The sequence below is a fragment of the Nostoc edaphicum CCNP1411 genome (genome assembly GCF_014023275.1).
Lineage (GTDB): Bacteria > Cyanobacteriota > Cyanobacteriia > Cyanobacteriales > Nostocaceae > Nostoc > Nostoc edaphicum_A.
Genome location: NZ_CP054698.1, coordinates 1,280,427 through 1,297,081, shown reverse-complemented (window position 1 = coordinate 1,297,081; position 16,655 = coordinate 1,280,427). Strand labels below are relative to the sequence as shown.

The following is a 16,655-nucleotide window of genomic DNA, read 5'->3' as shown; positions in this document are numbered from 1 at the left end:
ATGAATAATCGAATTCCTCCTGGAAGCTTTGGTATACCTGTATTAGGTGAAACACTGTCCTTTGTTTTCGACCGTGATTTTGCCAGAAAGCGTTATCAACAGTATGGGTCTATCTTCAAAACCCATCTTCTTGGCAGACCAACTGTGGTAATGGCTGGGTCGGAGGCATTAGAGTTCGTTTTGTCAAGCCATATCGAGAATTTTTCTTGGCGGGAGGGATGGCCTAATAATTTCAAGACATTACTGGGTGAATCACTTTTTCTGCAAGATGGAGAGGAACATCGTAGAAACCGCCGCTTGATGATGCCGGCATTGCATGGCCCAGCATTGGCGAATTATGTCTCCACAATGGAAGATATCACACGTAGTTATCTCCAAAAGTGGGAGAAAAAACAGGAGTTTACTTGGTTTCAAGAGTTTAAACAGTTGACATTTGATATTGCTAGTCAGTTGTTGTTGGGTACGCGTCCTGGCCCCGAATGTGTGCGCCTCAGCCAGTTGTTTGCAGCCATGACAAATGGACTGTTTGCGATTAATCCATTGCCCTTACCATTTACGACATTTGGTAAAGCCATAGCAGCGCGTAATGAAATTTTAGAGCATCTAACTCAAGTAGTTAGAGAACATCAGCAAAATCCAACTAAAGACGCTCTGAGTTTATTAGTGCAAGCCCAAGACGAAGAGGGTAACCGGATGAGTGAAAAAGAACTCATCGCCCAGTCGTTACTATTACTCTTCGCAGGACATGAAACAACTACTTCGATGTTGACTTGGTTGTGTGTAGAGTTAGCCCATCATCCAGAAGTACTCGAAAAAGCAAGAGTTGAACAATTACAACTTGCAAGTCAAGGTGATTTGGATTTAGAACAATTGGGGAAAATGCCCTATTTAGAGCAGGTTTTGTGGGAAGTCGAAAGATTGCATCAACCTGTTGGAGGTGGGTTTCGTGGTGTAATTAAAGACTTTGAGTTTAAAGGTTATCACGTGCCGGCTGGTTGGCAGTTGTTATATTCAATTATGATCACTCACAGCCTAAAAGAAATTTACCTTGAACCAGAGCGTTTTGATCCAGATCGTTTTAGTCCCCAGCGCCAAGAACATAAAAAATATCCTTTTAGTTTAGTTGGTTTCGGTGGTGGGCCGCGCATCTGTATTGGTATAGCCTTTGCCAAAATGGAAATGAAGATTATTGCTGCCCACCTTCTACGCGATTATCATTGGGAGATATTACCCAATCAAAGTTTAGAAACAGTTTTAGTTCCTAGCAATCGCCCTAAAGATGGGTTGCGGGTTAGATTTCAACCTCGGTGAAATGTTTTATGGCATCCCAAATAGACATAAACTTGCCTAACGGAGTTTTGCAACACTTGCAAAATGTGAAAGATTTTGTGGGCGGAAGCGTTAACTCTCTAAGTAACTCAGCACAACAAGTTAGGGAGTCTTTGAATACAACAACTGATAAAGCAATTGATACAGTTACAACAAGCTTAGAGCAAACTTGGCAAACTGCTGATAAATTTAAAAGTACAACATCGGGAGCAGTTAAAGATGCAATGGCATCTTCTGTAAGTGATTGGCTGACACAACACCCGATATTTTTTCGGTTAGTTCAAATACTAGGTTGGGCGACTAATCACCCAATTATCAGTATAGTGATTTTGCTGTTTGCGCTTGCCCTACTTTGGAGCATCATCAAAGCAATTGTCCGGTTAATTGAAACAGCTAGTTGGTCAATACTCCAAGTTCCATTAAAATTGCTTCAGGCTTTGATTACAGTTAGTTTTCTATCCTTAACTAAATTGGGCAGTTTTGCTGTTCAACAAATGACAGCGACTAAAACAACTGATAATCTGCCAGCTTTGTTATCTGAAAGTTTTCAACCAAATAAACAACAGCGATTAGCAGAAATTTCTGGTCGCTTAGAAGCAATTCAAAAGGAACAAAATGAGCTTTTACAAGAAGCAGCAGACTTGATTGCTTCTGACACTATTGATATAGACAATACAAAATTTATAATTCCGAATTCAGAACAAAAAAGTGGAGAAATTAAACCCGTTTATACTCCTATAGAGAAGCAAGCTATAGGAATCCGCTTTGATTTCTGAAATTATTTGCGTAGGTAGGCAATAGGCAATAGGCAACAGGAAACAAGCCTCTTCAAGTTGTACTGATTTTTTTCAAGAATCAAATAGGAGTCCTATACATCCGCCAGTCACATTTCAATTCTGAATTCTGACTCCTGACTCCTGAATTCTGGTTTATTAAACAGCTAAAAAGCGTTGAATCACATCTTGGCTGAGTTCGGTAGTGGAACCGGAGGCGACAATACCACCTTTTTGCATCGCGTAATAGTAATCCGCCTGGCGGACAAAGTGCAAATGTTGCTCTACCAATAAAACAGAAATGCCTGTGGTTTCGACGATGCGACGGACTGCGGTTTCAATTTCTAGAATGATGGAGGGTTGAATACCTTCCGTGGGTTCATCTAAGACGAGTAATTGAGGTTCTCCCATTAAAGCACGTGCGATCGCTAATTGTTGCTGTTGTCCACCACTCAAATCGCCACCCATCCGCGAAAGCATAGTTTTTAACACCGGGAATAAGCTAAAAACTTCCTCTGGAATTTCTGCTTTTTTTACTGGTTTGCGTCTAGCTTCCAACCCCAGCAGCAAATTTTCTTTGACTGTCAACCGGGGGATAATTTCTCGTCCTTGGGGGACATAACCAATTCCCAACTTTGCCCTTTGGTCTGGGGATTTTGAGTTGATTAATTCTTCAGCTAAGTTAATAGTACCGCTGCGGGGTTTGAGTAAACCCATAATTGTTTTGAGTAAAGTAGTTTTCCCTACGCCATTGCGTCCAATTAGGCAAACCATTTGCCCAGATGGCACGCTTAAATCTACATTGCGGAGAATGTGACTTTCGCCGTAGTAAACGTTGAGGTTAGAGATTTTTAGCACTATAAATTACCTATATATTAAAATTTCACGCAGATACGCAGAGCAATGTTAGCCTCTTGACCGCAACAAACAAGTAAAACCTTCTTGTTCAAAAAGATAACTAATTATACTGATGATCTCTGCATCACTTGTAATATATTGCTCAAATTTATAACATACAAAACTTTCCTAAGTATATTGAAATATACCAGAACTTATCCGTCTATTTATTCGATTTGTTATAAAGCTTTAGGATTCAATTTTGTTTTTTCCTGACTTCACGCGCATTGCCACGACTCTAAACGGACGTAGAGACAAAGCAAGACTATTTCGGTAGCATCAGTCAATGAAGTGTCAAGAATCACCGTTCTTTAGGACGATGAGTATGTCAAATCTCTTGCCGTGATACTACCTCTGGGAGTGTGATAAACTAATCAGCATTTAAGATGCAACCTCTACTCCGGTTGGTGAAAACCTGCTTGAGCAAGTTCTGTCATAGATACAAGAATCTCCGTGGCTAAAGCTAGGGAGAGTGTCAGAGTTAGTGCTGTTGAAGTAACAGAGTTGACCCAGGATGAGCAAAGCGATCGCACCATTCAAGTGTATAATAATGAACAAGAAAAATATTTTTCAGGCAAGAAAGCTAAATCTCCAAAAGTATTAACAAGTAATTTTAACGATTTGTGGATTAGTAAGGTTACGAATTAGATGACAACTGCTGACCACTTACTTTTTGCATTGAAACTTTTCACTGCCTTGGGCTGCGGACTTGTGGCGGGAGTCTTCTTTGCTTTCTCGACTTTTGTAATGAATGCTCTTGCTCGACTTCAGCCAAGAGAAGGCATGTCCGCCATGCAATCGATTAATATCACAGCGATCAATCCATTGTTTATGATGGCGCTGTTTGGAACGGCTTTGGCTTGCCTCTTTCTGGCGATCACCTCGCTGTCAAAGTGGCATCAACCCGATGCTGTTTACTTACTAATTGGTAGCCTACTTTATCTAGTTGGCACTGTTGTGGTGACGATCGCCTTCAATGTGCCGCTGAATGATGCCCTGGCGATCGCCAAACCAGATAGCACTGAGGGTGCAGACTTGTGGGCTAGATATCTGACCACCTGGACGCTCTGGAACCATGTTCGGACGATAGCAGCGTTTGGGGCAGCAGCATTGCTGACGAGTGCGCTCTGTAAGCAAACAGTGCAATAGAAATGTTAAGTATCACAGTAAAGGTAGGGTGAAGAAGGCAGGAGGCTCAGTTGGAATCCCCATAAATAAATTTAGGGGATTTAATAAGGACGTATTTTTCCTTGCGCTGCGGCCTCGAAAAAAATATTTTTATTTTTTTTCATAAATAAATTTACTTGCTCTAAACCCTTTTGGCAGAGGGCAAAAATTGTATTTTCTTCCTTCTGCCTTCAGCAAGAACTCCCCTCTGCCTTTCTTCGGTAAAACATAGAACTGAAAAATCAGTGATATTTCTTCCTTACCTTCGTTTTAGCTTGATTTGTGAATTATCTGATCGCATTAAAAGGATTTAACAAAACTATGCCAATTAAAAAACCCATCAATCTTAATCAAGGAAGTTTCCTTAATCCCGCAGATAAAAAGATAGTTGTCATTTTAGATAGTGAAGATATTTTAACTTTAATCACGCAAGAATTAAAAACTCGTTATTCCCCAGAAACTCAAAAAAATCCTACTTGAGCAAAGTTCCCAGTTGTTGCCTGATTTCGTGCTTCAAGAATTATTAAAGCGCCAAGAAGAGGTAGTCAACGTTAACCCAGATACCTTAATAGTGGTTAACTGTCAGCTAGCAGAGATAGAGGTCGATGACTTGGGATTTGATTTAAATGTCGAAGCATATTTTGTAATTGCAGATACAACAGGTCAAAATCAGTTTCGGGCTAATAAGATAGTCCTTTGGTCGAATATATGGGGCGATGAAGAACGTCTTTTTGAATTAGAAGATGAACTAGGTGAGCAATTCTGGACACATTATCAAATCCAGTTGCTTTTTGATGAAAAAGAGCATCCAACAATTGAACTGGAAGTATCACAAACAGATGATTATGCAGCGAGGTTAGAATTTTATCCATCACTGAAAATGTTTTCACCATCCATAGTTCCCTTTTCCACCTTAACCGAAAAGTATTGGGAGTAGGGATGCATACTACAGGAGCATTTCACCTTGTTGTGTCAACAAGGATTTTCTGATCGCCTGTTGACATCAATGAGAGAATCTACGCGGACTCAAAGAATTTGAAACCCACGTCCGTGGGTTTTGTTTGTATAGTGACGCGATCGCACTTTAGAAAATGCCGCACTTCTTCGACAGTGGACGCTTTGAGCAGTGGAAGTAACAGCAGGCTTGCACGACTAAAGATCCGATCTGGGTTTTGCAAAAACAATTTCAGCAGTTTGTATTCTCTTGCTGTGAGGGTAATTTCCTGCTCATTACAAGCGACTCTGCCGGCACTTGGATCTAAACAGAGATTTCCCCAGGTTAACGTGGATGATGAGATTGCCTCATTGCGTCGTCATAAAGAGCGAATTCTGGCTTAGTAATGCTTCTGGGTTGAATGGCTTAATGACGTAATCATCTGCTCCGGTATCTAACCCAGCAACAATGTCTGCATTAGAATTTTTCCCAGTTAGCAACAGAATAGATTTACGGTAGCCTTGCGATCGCAGTTGCCGGCATAAGCTAATGCCATCCAGTTTTGGAATTAACCAGTCCAGCAAAATCAACTCATATTCAGTCGATAGTGCTAGTTCTAATCCAGCTTGCCCATTGCTTGCGATATCGATAGTATAACAATTTGCACTCAACAACTCGAAGAGTGCTGTACTCAGTAATACGTCATCCTCTACCAACAAAATTTTCATAAGTTGCATCCAAAGAAGATGCTTATGACACCTCCGCGATCGCAATTAAATTTATTGGTGCTGTACTAGATTTATATTCTATTACGTGAAATTATTGCTAAATGTTATTATTCAGACCTTGTATTCCTTTCTATACGGCTTAAAAGATCGATGATTGCTATCAATACTGCTGTAAATATATTTATAACAATGCAGATAACCCCTACATAAATTAAATATCCCTCTTCTGTCACTCTCCGAAAACATTTGCCTTTTCTAAAATCTAGAGCTTTTGTATAACAAGCGATTGCGCGATTATTTTCTAATAACAAATACAAGTCCTATTTTTTTCTAATAGTATAGCTTGTATTGATTGCCTCATGAGGCTTCTAGCGATCACTTTCCCGGAAAGTGACAGAAGAGGGATATGCAAAGACTATTATATTAAATCCACCAAAACTGAAGGTTGACCTAAAGATTGAAAATATGACAAGATAAAAAACGATTACAATAAAATAACCGATGAACTGAACTATTTTTAAAGTCGTAATTAATCTGGTGTATAGTCCAATACGGTTCAGTTAAGGGCGGCTGGCAAAAATTTTGGGTTTTCAAGACGCGATAAATCGCCGTCTCTACAAGTGTTTTGGTCTTATCTGAACTGTATTGGTGTATAGTCGATTTTCGTTAGGACTGCTAGGTAATTGATTGCTGATCATAAACATTTAATTTTTAATCAATTAGTTTGTCCAGTAAAATTTTTTGATAATAAGTAGAAGAGTGTTCTTTGAAAGAAACACTCTTCTAGGGAATTCTAGCCATCAGTTTTATAGCTGATAACTAAATTATCATTAAGCCCCAACAGCTTCCTTCGCGGCGTACAACACCTCGGCGTTGATTTCCTTGAAACCGCGATCGCGGGCAAATTTTTCAGTATTACGCTTCACTTTGCCGCGAACAAATCCCGGAATCTTATTCAATTCTGCTTGACCATCTTTTGTCCAATTCAAATCAGAATCAGCAGAAATTCCTCTAGTAATAACTTCTTTGGTATCATGACCACCGAAGATTTCTAACAGGTGATCTTCCATTCCCAAAGTGAAGGAATTGTAGATCAAATCTGTAATCTGATTAGTGCCTTCGTAACCCATAAATGGTTTGTAACCAATGGGGAAGTTTTGGACGTGGATTGGTGCTGCAATTACGCCGCAGGGAATATCCAAACGTTTACCAACGTGGCGTTCCATTTGGGTGCCGAAAATGGCAGAGGGTTCGACACGAGCGATCGCATCCCCAATTGCACCATGATCTTCGGAAATTAGCACTTCATCACAATACTCGCTCACTTGTTCGCGGAACCAATCTGCATCATATTTACAGTAAGTACCAGCCCAAACAACATGAATCCCCATTTCTCGCACCAAAATCTTAGTAATGGCGGCGGCGTGGGTATTGTCACCAAAGACCACAGCTTTTTTGCCAGTCAAGTTTTGACAGTCAATCGAACGGGAGAACCAAGCAGCCTGAGACACATGGAGGGTTTGCTCATTGATGAAGTTTTCGTAGTCAACTTCTGCACCTTGAGCATTAATTACCTGCTGAATCTTGCGAATACAACGGGCAGTTTCCACTACACCCATTGGAGTAATGTCTATATAAGGTGTGCCAAATTGTTCTTCCAGGTAACGGGCGGTGGTCAAACCGAGTTCACGGTAAGGCACCAGGTTAAACCAGGCTTGGGACATCTTTTTCAAGTCATTTACCGAAGCACCTTCAGGAATTAAGGTATTTACCTCAATACCCAAATCAGCCATCAGCCGTTTTAGTTCGGTGCAGTCGTGATTGTTGTGGAAACCGAGGGTGGTAGTACCGATAATGTTCACCGAGGGTTTTGCTGTTTTGCCCTCTGGTAATTCGCCCCGTTTCCGAGCTTTTTCGATGTAGTATTGGACAATTTGATCCAGAGTGCGATCGGCGGCTTGCAGTTCGTTGTAGCGGTAGTGGTTTACATCCGCCAGCATTACGTCCCCTTTCGCTTCCAACTGCGCCCGTTCGACAAAGTTGTGTAGATCCTCTTGCAAAATACTGGAGGTGCAGGTGGGAGTTAACACAATCAAATCTGGGTGTTCCTCGGCATCCTTGCGGACAATGTTATCTACCACCTTCTCTTGGGAACCGCGTGCCAAAACGTTGCGGTCAACCACACTGGTTGTCACCGGAGTAAAATCCCTCTCCCGCGATAGCATGGAGCGCATGACATTAAAGTAGTCATCGCCAATAGGAGCGTGCATGATCGCATGAACATTTTTAAAAGAACTAGCGATTCGCAGAGTGCCGATGTGGGCTGGGCCAGCATACATCCAGTAAGCTAATTTCATGTTTGTGTCTCCCTTTTCAACTCTAATAACTAAGTAAGTGGGCGTAAAAAAATATAAGATGGACTTCACCATCAACCCCTTCGGTGCGTATTTTACCGCCGTAGGCATCGCACATCTGCCGTTAGCAGGGAAAGGGGAGTAGGATTAAAGCCAAGGAGAGAGGTTTGGAGAGAGGTCTTACATTTAATTCAGCCGATCTACTTATAAGTCTTTAATTATTAAATCGTTTCTGATTTTCTCAAACATGCTGGCTGAAAAAAAATAAGGTTTGTTGCGGGTTTTAGGAGAGACGATATAGCTGAAATATAGTTACTGCTTGGGATACAGCTATCAATTTAAACAACATTACCTGTTATTTTTGTAAAAAAATCTTAATGTTCAAACAGAATTCAGGAGTCAGGAGTCAGAATTCAGAATGAATCCTGTACTCTCTCCGCTATCAGTGGCGAGTCTGAATCCCCACAAAGAGTGATTCTGATTCCTGAATTCTGACTTCTGAATTCTTCTTCAATAATCTCTCCTTCCCTAGTCGGTTGCGTTTTTACCTAATTCGCTAGGATGTACACAAGCTCATTTTCACAACAATTATGGTGAAAACACCCTCCCAGCCTTCGACAATTCCTCCTTTGGAAAATGGCGACAAACTCACCCGCTACGAATTTGAGCGTCGCTACAATGCCACCCCTAACCTGAAAAAAGCTGAATTAATCGAAGGGATTGTCTATCTCATGCCAGCTGCTCTGCGTTTCCGAAGTCACGGTCAACCGCATGGTTGGATTTTGACATGCCTTGGTACTTACGAAGCTGCAACTCCTGGTGTAGCCTTGGGAATTGAACCTACCGTCCGCTTAGACTTAGATAACGAACCTCAACCCGATGTTGTTCTGTTGATTGAACCGGAAGCAGGTGGTCAAACGCGGCTGAGTGAAGATGATTATATTGAAGGTGCGCCAGAGTTAGTTGTGGAAATTGCTGCTAGTAGTGCGGCTATCGATCTTCATGGCAAAAAACAGGCTTATCGTCGCAACGGTGTCAAAGAATATATTGTTTGGCAAGTTTTAGATCAAAAATTGACTTGGTTTTCTCTGGAACAGGGTGAATATCTAGAATTAGTACCTGACAATGAAGGCGTTTTGCGAAGTCGGGTATTTCCAGGGTTGTGGTTAGCGGCGACAGAATTATTAGCAGGTAATATGCAGGGTGTCTTGAAGGTTTTACAAGCAGGTTTGCAGTCTGCTGAACATGAAGATTTTATCAAGAAATTGGGTAGCCATCGTTGAACAATTTCTAAATGGGGAAGTCCTTTAAGTAATTATGTTTGCACACCAAATTCTTCTGGATCTACGCCCCAATTTACCCAGCGAATTGCTTCACGCGCTGAGTTCATATTTGGTGGAACTCGCAAGGCGTGAATAAACCCTGTACTAGGGCAAGTCATTTTTAATAAGTAAATTGGTTCTTCATCTACATCATTATCTATTTTTAATAGAGTATATTCTTTCCAAAAATCTAATTCAATTGCTTGTAATTCTTGACAAATTTTAGCGTAACCAATGCCCTGAATTAACACTCGGCGTAGTTCGGCATTTTCCTCCGATAAAAGCCATTGAGATTGCCATCGCTGCGGATGGATTTTACCGTATTTTTCAGGCAAAGTTACGCCGTGGTAGGAGTAGAGGCTATATCCATCAGTAAATTCAATAGCGGGTTCGCCTTCAGCGTGGAGGCGATTTTGATTGTCAAAGCGTAAGTGAAGTGGGCGATCGCATATAATTGCTACTTTTTCAAAAGCAAAGATCCAGCCACATTCTATAATTAGTGATTGATAGTGCTGGAATTTTTTTACATCATAATCAAAATTTAATACTTTAAAAGAAAAATTTAATACACTAGTTGATGTAGCCTTTTTATCTGGTTGCCAGCATTTATCATAAACGTCCGTTATATCAGATTCTAAACGTGTTTTTAGAGAAGCTCTTAATCGCTTTCCAATCCGGTTCGCTAATTTTCTCCAATATTGATTTTGTAACCTTTCGTTGATTTTGATTAGGAGTTCGGGCTTTAGATGTCTATAGAAGAGTCTATGTCCGTCATCCCAACCGTTACTATCTAATTCCAAGAAAAGAGCCTCGTATATATTATCTGGTATATATGGTAGTCCCTGAAATATTGATGACTCTGTTAATTCATGAGAAAATACTATTTGTTTAACGAGCGGTTCTGGGAGAGGCTGAAATACTTTTTGCTGTTTTATTCGGCTGCTTATAAATGATTTTTTACGGCTTAGAAATGATTTATTTAATCTACTAATAATTGAGAATTCAAGTTTTTTTCTCAATTGGTCATTCTGATGGTCAATTTTATCTAGAAATATCTTACTGAAAGCAGCATACGGACTATCACAAAAAATAATCTCAGGTACTTCAAAGCCAAAGGCAGCATAAGCAACTTTTAAGGCTTCAGCAGCTTTGTCTCGCTCAATCCGTTCAGTTGAAAGTGCGATCGCTCTCCACTTCTCCCGATAAACTGGAATCAAAGCCTCTTGCTCAGGCGTTAACTTTTCAATCAGCGACATATCGCCAACCTTCAGGCTCGTATTCCCGTTGAATTTTCACCATCCAGTCACCTTGGGGAATAGAAATAGCTTTATGCTCCTCATGAGCTAGCAATGCCGACTCTGAAAACACACGCAAGTAGAGTGTGCTATCTTTCTCGTATAATTCGGCGTTTCCCTCAGTAATACGATGCTTATGCCCCGTAACTTCGCCTTCTGCCAAAGTTAAGTGAGGTATTTTTTGTCCTTCAACCTGCTGCACAGGTAGTAAGATAACATCACCCTGACGAATTGGTTTCATGGTTTTGCTTTCCTGACATGGGTACAAACCCCAGTTCGCTTTTGCTCTCAAGTTTGGTTTAATTTTGGCACAAGCTCTATTCAAGTGGGGCATTGGGAATTGGGCATAGGGCATAGGGGATTGGGTGTTGTTAAGAGGATAAGGAGAAAGACTTGTTACAAGTACTCACTCAAGTCACCTTGTCCCCTTGTCTCCCTGTTCCTTGCTTTCTCATCTTCCATGCCCAATGCCCCATGCCCAATTCCCCAATTAAAAGATATTTTAAAAACTGTAGTCGCCAATTATGCGTTAGATAAGTTAAAGATTGAAATAGCTGGAAATTCAGACCCAGCCTACCCTCATTTATCCTCTGGGACAGACTGGGCATTAAGTTCAGCGGATTTTCTCCCAAGCAGGCAGTTTATGTGAGGATTAAATCACCGCCCTAAGCGTGACTTTTTATCTTGACAATTTGCAAAAGTTACCTCAATTTGACTGTTTGGCTTAGTAGCTCTTCTTTTTATTGAAATTTCCATGTCAACTCTCGTCATCGTCGAATCTCCAACCAAAGCTCGTACCATTCGCAACTACCTGCCAGCAGGCTATCGGGTGGAGGCGTCTATGGGTCATGTGCGTGACTTACCCCAGTCGGCTAGTGAAATTCCCGCTGCCGTCAAGGGGGAAACATGGGCGCAGCTAGGGGTAAATGTGGACGCCGACTTTGAACCGGTATATGTTGTCCCAAAAGACAAAAAGAAAATTGTCACCCAGCTGAAAGAAGCCCTTAAAGATGTAGATGAACTGATTCTGGCAACGGACGAAGACCGGGAAGGTGAAAGCATTAGTTGGCATTTATACCAATTGCTGAAGCCAAAAGTTCCCACTAAGCGGATGGTGTTTCACGAAATTACCCAAGAAGCGATCAAAAAAGCTCTGAAAAACTGCCGCAATATTGATGAGCAGTTGGTTCGCGCCCAAGAAACGCGGCGGATTTTAGATCGGCTGGTGGGTTATACCTTGTCTCCCCTGCTATGGAAAAAAATCGCCTGGGGATTATCTGCTGGGCGAGTGCAATCTGTAGCCGTGCGACTTTTAGTCACTAGAGAACGCCAACGCCGCGCTTTCCATGAGGGTACGTACTGGGATTTGAAAGCCAGTTTGTCAAAGGAAAAAACCCCCTTTGCTGCCCAGTTGATCACATTGGGAGGAACAAAAATCGCTAACGGCAGCGATTTTGACGCCACGACCGGACAAATTACCGCAGGTCGCAATGTCTTGTTGCTCAATGAAGAACAAGCGGTAGCGCTCAAGGAACGCCTAACTGGGAAAACCTGGAATGTTAACGACATTGAGGAACGCCCAGTGACGCGCAAACCGTCGCCACCGTTCACTACCTCGACACTGCAACAAGAATCTAACCGGAAACTGCGCCTTTCAGCCCGTGACACAATGCGGGTTGCCCAGAATTTGTACGAGCAAGGGTATATTACCTATATGCGGACAGATTCGGTACATTTGTCAGATCAAGCGATCGCAGCAGCTCGCAGTTGTGTAGAAAAGCTCTACGGTCAACAATACCTCAGTCCCCAACCCCGGCAATACACGACCAAATCCAAAGGCGCACAAGAGGCACACGAAGCAATTCGTCCAGCGGGTAGTACCTTCCGCACCCCCCAAGAAACTGCTTTAGGCGGTCGAGAACTTGCCATTTACGATTTGATTTGGAAGCGGACTGTCGCCTGTCAAATGGCTGATTCTCGGCAAACTCAAATTACCGTGCAATTGCAAGTTGAGGATGCTGGATTCCGTTCTTCTGGCAAACGGATTGAATTTCCAGGATACTTACGTGCTTACGTTGAAGGTTCAGATGACCCAGAAGCAGCACTGGAAGACCAGGAAGTGATTTTGCCGAATCTGAAAGTGGGAGATCATCCAAATTGTACAGATTTAGAAGCAGTTGGGCACGAAACCCAACCGCCAGCTAGATACACCGAAGCTTCTTTGGTAAAAACCTTAGAAAGTGAAGGTATCGGTCGTCCCAGTACCTACGCCAGCATCATTGGCACGATCATCGATAAGGGTTATGCCCATTTGGTGACTAACGCTCTCATTCCCACCTTCACCGCTTTCGCCGTCACCGACTTGCTGGAAAAACATTTTCCAGACATCGTTGACCCCAGTTTTACCTCGAAGATGGAACAAACCCTTGATGACATTGCCACAGGTGAAGCGAAATGGCTACCATACTTGCAGCAATTTTATTTGGGAGAAAAAGGGCTAGAAACCCTGGTAAAAGAACGAGAAAGTCAAATTGATGCCACCAAAGCTAGGACTGTGGAACTGGAAAATCTAGATGCCAAAGTCCGCATTGGTAAATATGGCCCCTATATTGAAGTCGAAAATGGTGAAGGAGTGATCACCGCCTCAATTCCCAAAGACCTGACACCAGCTGACCTCGACCCCAAACAGGTAGAAGTATTGCTGCGGCAAAAAATCACAGGCCCAGATCAGGTAGGTCGCCATCCCGAAACTGGCGAACCGATTTATGTAAAAATTGGCGCTTATGGGCCTTATGTCCAATTAGGTGACAAAACCGACGAAAACCCCAAACCGAAACAAGCCTCCCTACTCAAAGGTGTCACCCCAGAAACCGTTACCCTGGAAATGGCTGTTGGTCTATTGGCACTACCCCGGACATTGGGAGTTCATCCAGTCACAGGCGGCAAAATCCAAGCAAGTTTGGGACGCTTTGGCCCTTATGTCGTTCATGACCAAGGTAAGGAGGGGAAAGACTACCGTTCCCTGAAAGCTGCTGATAATGTATTGGCAATTAGCTTAGAACGTGCATTGGAATTGTTATCCGAACCAAAAAAGGGACGCAGTTCCACCAACAGCAAGTCCAAGGCAGCCTTACGCGAATTAGGTACGCATCCAGAGGACGGGGAAACAATTAACATCTACGATGGCCCTTATGGCCCTTACATCAAGCATGGGAAAACTAATGTAAGTATCCCAGAAGGTCAAACAGTAGAAGATATAACCCTGGCTGAGGCACTGAACTTGTTAGCAGCTAAGGCATCGACTGGGAAATCGACTCGCAAAACGAGTAAATCAACGAGTTCCAAATCTAAGTCAACTGCTAAATCATCAACGACCACTGCGAAAAAAAAGGCGACAGAAGGCTAATTGTAAGTCAGGCAATTTTTGATTTTTGATTTTTGATTTTGGATTTGTTTCACTCACAAGAGGTTTTAGCATCGCTAGCGTCTCGTAGAAAAGCGTTAGCGCTATCGGCAATCTAAAATCTAATTTTGGCACTCAAGAATTCAAAGTCCGACTCTTGACCAATATCACTAAGTTAAGATATAGCACTTGCCCTGACTGATTCTCAGCCTGAAGGCTGGGAACCAGTCAGGGAAACTCCACCAAAGGTAGCAACCTTCTCGGAATATATTCCCAGTCTTAAGACTAGGAACGAGGCAACACAAGCCTTTGGGCTTAATAAGAGTGCCATTCGACTCTTGACCCTTGATATCCATCCTTGATAGGATACAGTTCTGTAGGTTGCAAGTGTGATACTCTAAAAAGTAAGGGAAAACACAACGCTAAATTTTAGAAGTGGCTTATCTCCCAAATACGGGATTGTGTATCAGCCCGATTGGAAGCCAGAGGTGCGAAAATATACCATTTTCTGCGTACCTGTTAATCAAAATTGAGGTAGTATCTCAGGAGCGGTCAGTTCATGGACTATATAGAAAAGGTGCTGGAAAAGCTTAAGGAATTAGCTCGTAGGCTTATTGAGAGCCTATTAGGGCCAGAGGCTGAACCGGAACCGGAACTGATTCCGATTCCTGTAAATGATCGCTCGCGCCGTCGCCACTAAAATCACAGTGGTAAACTCGACGTCACAACCCTTAAGCATTCTGGCATTGCATGGGCCAAACTTAAATTTGCTAGGACAGCGAGAACCAGGAATTTATGGTTCTTTGACACTAGGTGAAATTAACCGCCTGTTAGAAGAAGAAGCATTAAAGTTACAGGCGACAGTTTTTCCTTTGCAGTCAAATCATGAAGGAATTTTAGTAGATACTATTCATGAGGCGTTAGGGCAATATCAAGGAATTTTGATTAATGCAGGGGCGTACACCCATACAAGTGTGGCATTGCGAGATGCGATCGCTGCTGTTAACTTGCCTACAGTAGAAGTGCATCTGAGTAACATTTACCGCCGTGAAGAATTTCGCCATCATTCTTACATCGCTCCAGTCGCGATTGGTCAAATAAGTGGTTTTGGCGTCCAAAGTTACTTGTTGGGCTTACAAGCTTTAGTGAATCATTTAAGAAAAGACGAAACGTAAAGAATGAAAAATGAATCGATTTTAGAGTTTCGATTTTGGGTTAAATTCTTCAATCCAAAATCCAAAATCCAAAATCCAAAATCCAAAATTCTATGCGTTACTCTCCTATAAGTCGGTTTAAAGGTACTTTACTCGGAGCATTCCTGGGAGAAAGTTTAGCCTCTGGTAGTGAAATACAGTTTCAGGGTTACCTAGATTTAGGCAGAATGGCGGTTGTGGGTACCCAGAGTTTGATAGCATTAGGTAGATTAGATTTAGATGATTGGATAGGGCGTCAGCAACAAGAGTCTCCTCATTTACTAGAAACTGATGACATATCAATAAAAATAATTATTTCCACACTACCAGTAGCACTCTTTTTTCACGAAAATACAATTAAGCTGCGACAAAACTTGTTGCGTGTGCTAAAAATCTGGGATGATGACCCAGTAGTAAGGGATGGAACACTAGCAGTAGGATATGCGATCGCTCTTGCCCTAACTGAAAAACTCGACCCCTTAACCCTTATCCCGCAAACGGTTTCTTTTCTCGGAGAAACACCGACATCAATACCAAAAAACTTATTAAGAGTCCAGAATTTATTACAACAAGGGGCTGGATTGTCAAGGGCGCAAGCTGAGTTTGCTAAGAAAGAAAAACTCAGTAACACTATTGCTATGGCATTTTACTGCTTTTTAAGTACCTTGGAAGACTTTCGCCTTGCAGTTTTGCAGGCTACTGACAATGGCAATACTAAAATGCAAGATGCTACACCTCTAATCTCACAGGCTACAGGTGCAATTACTGGTGCTTTATCAGGAGCATATAATGGTACAGGTGGAATTCCCGTAAATTGGCAAGTATTGCTCTTGCAGAGGAATTCTCCAGCATGGGGACTAACTAGCTTTTCTCAAATGTTAGAATTGACCGATGCATTTGTGGCGGTGTGGTCAGGAGTGTATGATCTGGCTCTAAATCCAACGGAGTTAACAGAGGAGGAATGTGAGGTGGCTCTGCTTTCAGTTTATGCAGCTCCTCGCGTTATTCGGTCGCGTTAATCTCAATTAACCAAATTAACAAGGGGCTTAAGTACCTTGTCAAAGGTAGGCAAACTTCTGCCATAGTCTACTAGTCTTATATACTAGAATTTTTCAGTAAACTCTCGGACTGATTCTGTAGGTAGCTATTGTGGTAAATCGGCAACAAAAAAGCCCAACCACTATTATAGTTGCAGCAGCCACAGAGAAAACTTCCCTGATGATTGTCCTTTTTTGAGCTATCAAAGTCGGCAATTGCAGG

At 42.1% G+C, this 16,655-nt stretch carries 17 protein-coding genes; 11 read left to right on the top strand and 6 right to left on the bottom strand.

Going from position 1 to position 16,655, the window contains the following annotated elements:
• Complete coding sequence (locus HUN01_RS08090) at positions 1–1,311, top strand: cytochrome P450 (protein ID WP_181930838.1); 1,311 nt, start codon at positions 1–3, stop codon at positions 1,309–1,311.
• An 8-nt stretch (positions 1,312–1,319) separates the two neighbouring features.
• Entirely contained in the window at positions 1,320–2,105 is a 786-nt protein-coding gene (locus HUN01_RS08085) for a hypothetical protein (RefSeq protein WP_238846089.1), read from the top strand.
• A 156-nt stretch (positions 2,106–2,261) separates the two neighbouring features.
• Here the strand turns inward: HUN01_RS08085 and urtE are convergent, their stop codons facing one another.
• The gene (gene urtE / locus HUN01_RS08080; protein ID WP_181930837.1) at positions 2,262–2,960 is read right to left on the bottom strand and encodes an urea ABC transporter ATP-binding subunit UrtE; all 699 of its coding nucleotides are present in this window, start codon (positions 2,958–2,960) and stop codon (positions 2,262–2,264) included.
• A gap of 492 nt (positions 2,961–3,452) precedes the next feature.
• On the opposite strand from urtE, the gene HUN01_RS08075 reads away from it, so the two are divergent.
• The 4 genes from HUN01_RS08075 to HUN01_RS08060 all read left to right on the top strand — a co-directional run bounded on the left by HUN01_RS08075 (position 3,453) and on the right by HUN01_RS08060 (position 5,103).
• Positions 3,453–3,647 (top strand): hypothetical protein, encoded by a 195-nt coding sequence (locus tag HUN01_RS08075; RefSeq protein ID WP_181930836.1) that lies wholly within the window; start codon positions 3,453–3,455, stop codon positions 3,645–3,647.
• Positions 3,648–4,148, top strand: coding sequence for an anthrone oxygenase family protein (locus tag HUN01_RS08070; protein ID WP_181930835.1), 501 nt, complete (start codon positions 3,648–3,650; stop codon positions 4,146–4,148).
• Positions 4,149–4,487: 339 nt separating this feature from the next.
• Positions 4,488–4,646, top strand: a complete 159-nt coding sequence (locus tag HUN01_RS08065; protein ID WP_181930834.1) for a hypothetical protein — start codon at positions 4,488–4,490, stop codon at positions 4,644–4,646.
• A gap of 13 nt (positions 4,647–4,659) precedes the next feature.
• Complete coding sequence (locus HUN01_RS08060) at positions 4,660–5,103, top strand: hypothetical protein (RefSeq protein WP_238846087.1); 444 nt, start codon at positions 4,660–4,662, stop codon at positions 5,101–5,103.
• A 79-nt stretch (positions 5,104–5,182) separates the two neighbouring features.
• Here the strand turns inward: HUN01_RS08060 and HUN01_RS36520 are convergent, their stop codons facing one another.
• From HUN01_RS36520 to bchB, 3 genes are all read right to left on the bottom strand, one after another.
• Positions 5,183–5,350 carry a hypothetical protein gene (locus HUN01_RS36520; protein ID WP_420832781.1) on the bottom strand — a complete coding sequence of 56 codons (168 nt, stop codon included), beginning with the start codon at positions 5,348–5,350 and terminating at the stop codon, positions 5,183–5,185.
• Between the two features lie 118 nt (positions 5,351–5,468).
• Entirely contained in the window at positions 5,469–5,828 is a 360-nt protein-coding gene (locus HUN01_RS34850; protein WP_203219529.1) for a response regulator transcription factor, read from the bottom strand.
• An 830-nt stretch (positions 5,829–6,658) separates the two neighbouring features.
• Complete coding sequence (bchB, locus tag HUN01_RS08050) at positions 6,659–8,185, bottom strand: ferredoxin:protochlorophyllide reductase (ATP-dependent) subunit B (protein ID WP_181930833.1); 1,527 nt, start codon at positions 8,183–8,185, stop codon at positions 6,659–6,661.
• Positions 8,186–8,772: 587 nt separating this feature from the next.
• Here bchB and HUN01_RS08045 point away from each other — a divergent pair.
• Positions 8,773–9,465, top strand: a complete 693-nt coding sequence (locus tag HUN01_RS08045) for a Uma2 family endonuclease (protein ID WP_181930832.1) — start codon at positions 8,773–8,775, stop codon at positions 9,463–9,465.
• A 32-nt stretch (positions 9,466–9,497) separates the two neighbouring features.
• Here the strand turns inward: HUN01_RS08045 and HUN01_RS35235 are convergent, their stop codons facing one another.
• On the bottom strand, positions 9,498–10,760 hold the full coding sequence (locus HUN01_RS35235; RefSeq protein ID WP_238846085.1) for a DUF6745 domain-containing protein: 1,263 nt from the start codon (positions 10,758–10,760) through the stop codon (positions 9,498–9,500).
• Positions 10,747–11,040 (bottom strand): hypothetical protein, encoded by a 294-nt coding sequence (locus tag HUN01_RS08035; protein WP_094350307.1) that lies wholly within the window; start codon positions 11,038–11,040, stop codon positions 10,747–10,749. Before HUN01_RS08035 ends, HUN01_RS35235 begins: the two co-directional genes overlap by 14 nt.
• A gap of 513 nt (positions 11,041–11,553) precedes the next feature.
• Here HUN01_RS08035 and topA point away from each other — a divergent pair.
• From topA to HUN01_RS08015, 4 genes are all read left to right on the top strand, one after another.
• On the top strand, positions 11,554–14,205 hold the full coding sequence (gene topA / locus HUN01_RS08030) for a type I DNA topoisomerase (RefSeq protein ID WP_181930831.1): 2,652 nt from the start codon (positions 11,554–11,556) through the stop codon (positions 14,203–14,205).
• 556 nt (positions 14,206–14,761) lie between these two features.
• On the top strand, positions 14,762–14,902 hold the full coding sequence (locus HUN01_RS08025; protein WP_012410890.1) for a hypothetical protein: 141 nt from the start codon (positions 14,762–14,764) through the stop codon (positions 14,900–14,902).
• The gene (gene aroQ, locus HUN01_RS08020) at positions 14,877–15,377 is read left to right on the top strand and encodes a type II 3-dehydroquinate dehydratase (protein WP_181930830.1); all 501 of its coding nucleotides are present in this window, start codon (positions 14,877–14,879) and stop codon (positions 15,375–15,377) included. The genes HUN01_RS08025 and aroQ overlap by 26 nt, the downstream gene beginning before the upstream one ends.
• Before the next feature lie 92 nt (positions 15,378–15,469).
• Positions 15,470–16,414 carry an ADP-ribosylglycohydrolase family protein gene (locus HUN01_RS08015; RefSeq protein WP_181930829.1) on the top strand — a complete coding sequence of 315 codons (945 nt, stop codon included), beginning with the start codon at positions 15,470–15,472 and terminating at the stop codon, positions 16,412–16,414.
• Positions 16,415–16,655: the final 241 nt, after the last annotated feature.

Excerpts from the sequence above, each read along its gene's own strand:
- HUN01_RS34850 (WP_203219529.1), bottom strand. The coding sequence starts at position 5,828 with ATGAAAATTTTGTTGGTAGAGGATGACGTATTACTGAGTACAGCACTC.
- HUN01_RS08085 (WP_238846089.1), top strand. The coding sequence starts at position 1,320 with ATGGCATCCCAAATAGACATAAACTTGCCTAACGGAGTTTTGCAACAC.
- HUN01_RS08045 (WP_181930832.1), top strand. The coding sequence starts at position 8,773 with ATGGTGAAAACACCCTCCCAGCCTTCGACAATTCCTCCTTTGGAAAAT.
- aroQ (WP_181930830.1), top strand. The coding sequence starts at position 14,877 with ATGATCGCTCGCGCCGTCGCCACTAAAATCACAGTGGTAAACTCGACG.
- HUN01_RS08035 (WP_094350307.1), bottom strand. The coding sequence starts at position 11,040 with ATGAAACCAATTCGTCAGGGTGATGTTATCTTACTACCTGTGCAGCAG.
- HUN01_RS08065 (WP_181930834.1), top strand. The coding sequence starts at position 4,488 with ATGCCAATTAAAAAACCCATCAATCTTAATCAAGGAAGTTTCCTTAAT.
- HUN01_RS08090 (WP_181930838.1), top strand. The coding sequence starts at position 1 with ATGAATAATCGAATTCCTCCTGGAAGCTTTGGTATACCTGTATTAGGT.
- HUN01_RS08015 (WP_181930829.1), top strand. The coding sequence starts at position 15,470 with ATGCGTTACTCTCCTATAAGTCGGTTTAAAGGTACTTTACTCGGAGCA.
- topA (WP_181930831.1), top strand. The coding sequence starts at position 11,554 with ATGTCAACTCTCGTCATCGTCGAATCTCCAACCAAAGCTCGTACCATT.
- HUN01_RS08070 (WP_181930835.1), top strand. The coding sequence starts at position 3,648 with ATGACAACTGCTGACCACTTACTTTTTGCATTGAAACTTTTCACTGCC.
- HUN01_RS08025 (WP_012410890.1), top strand. The coding sequence starts at position 14,762 with ATGGACTATATAGAAAAGGTGCTGGAAAAGCTTAAGGAATTAGCTCGT.
- HUN01_RS35235 (WP_238846085.1), bottom strand. The coding sequence starts at position 10,760 with ATGTCGCTGATTGAAAAGTTAACGCCTGAGCAAGAGGCTTTGATTCCA.
- bchB (WP_181930833.1), bottom strand. The coding sequence starts at position 8,185 with ATGAAATTAGCTTACTGGATGTATGCTGGCCCAGCCCACATCGGCACT.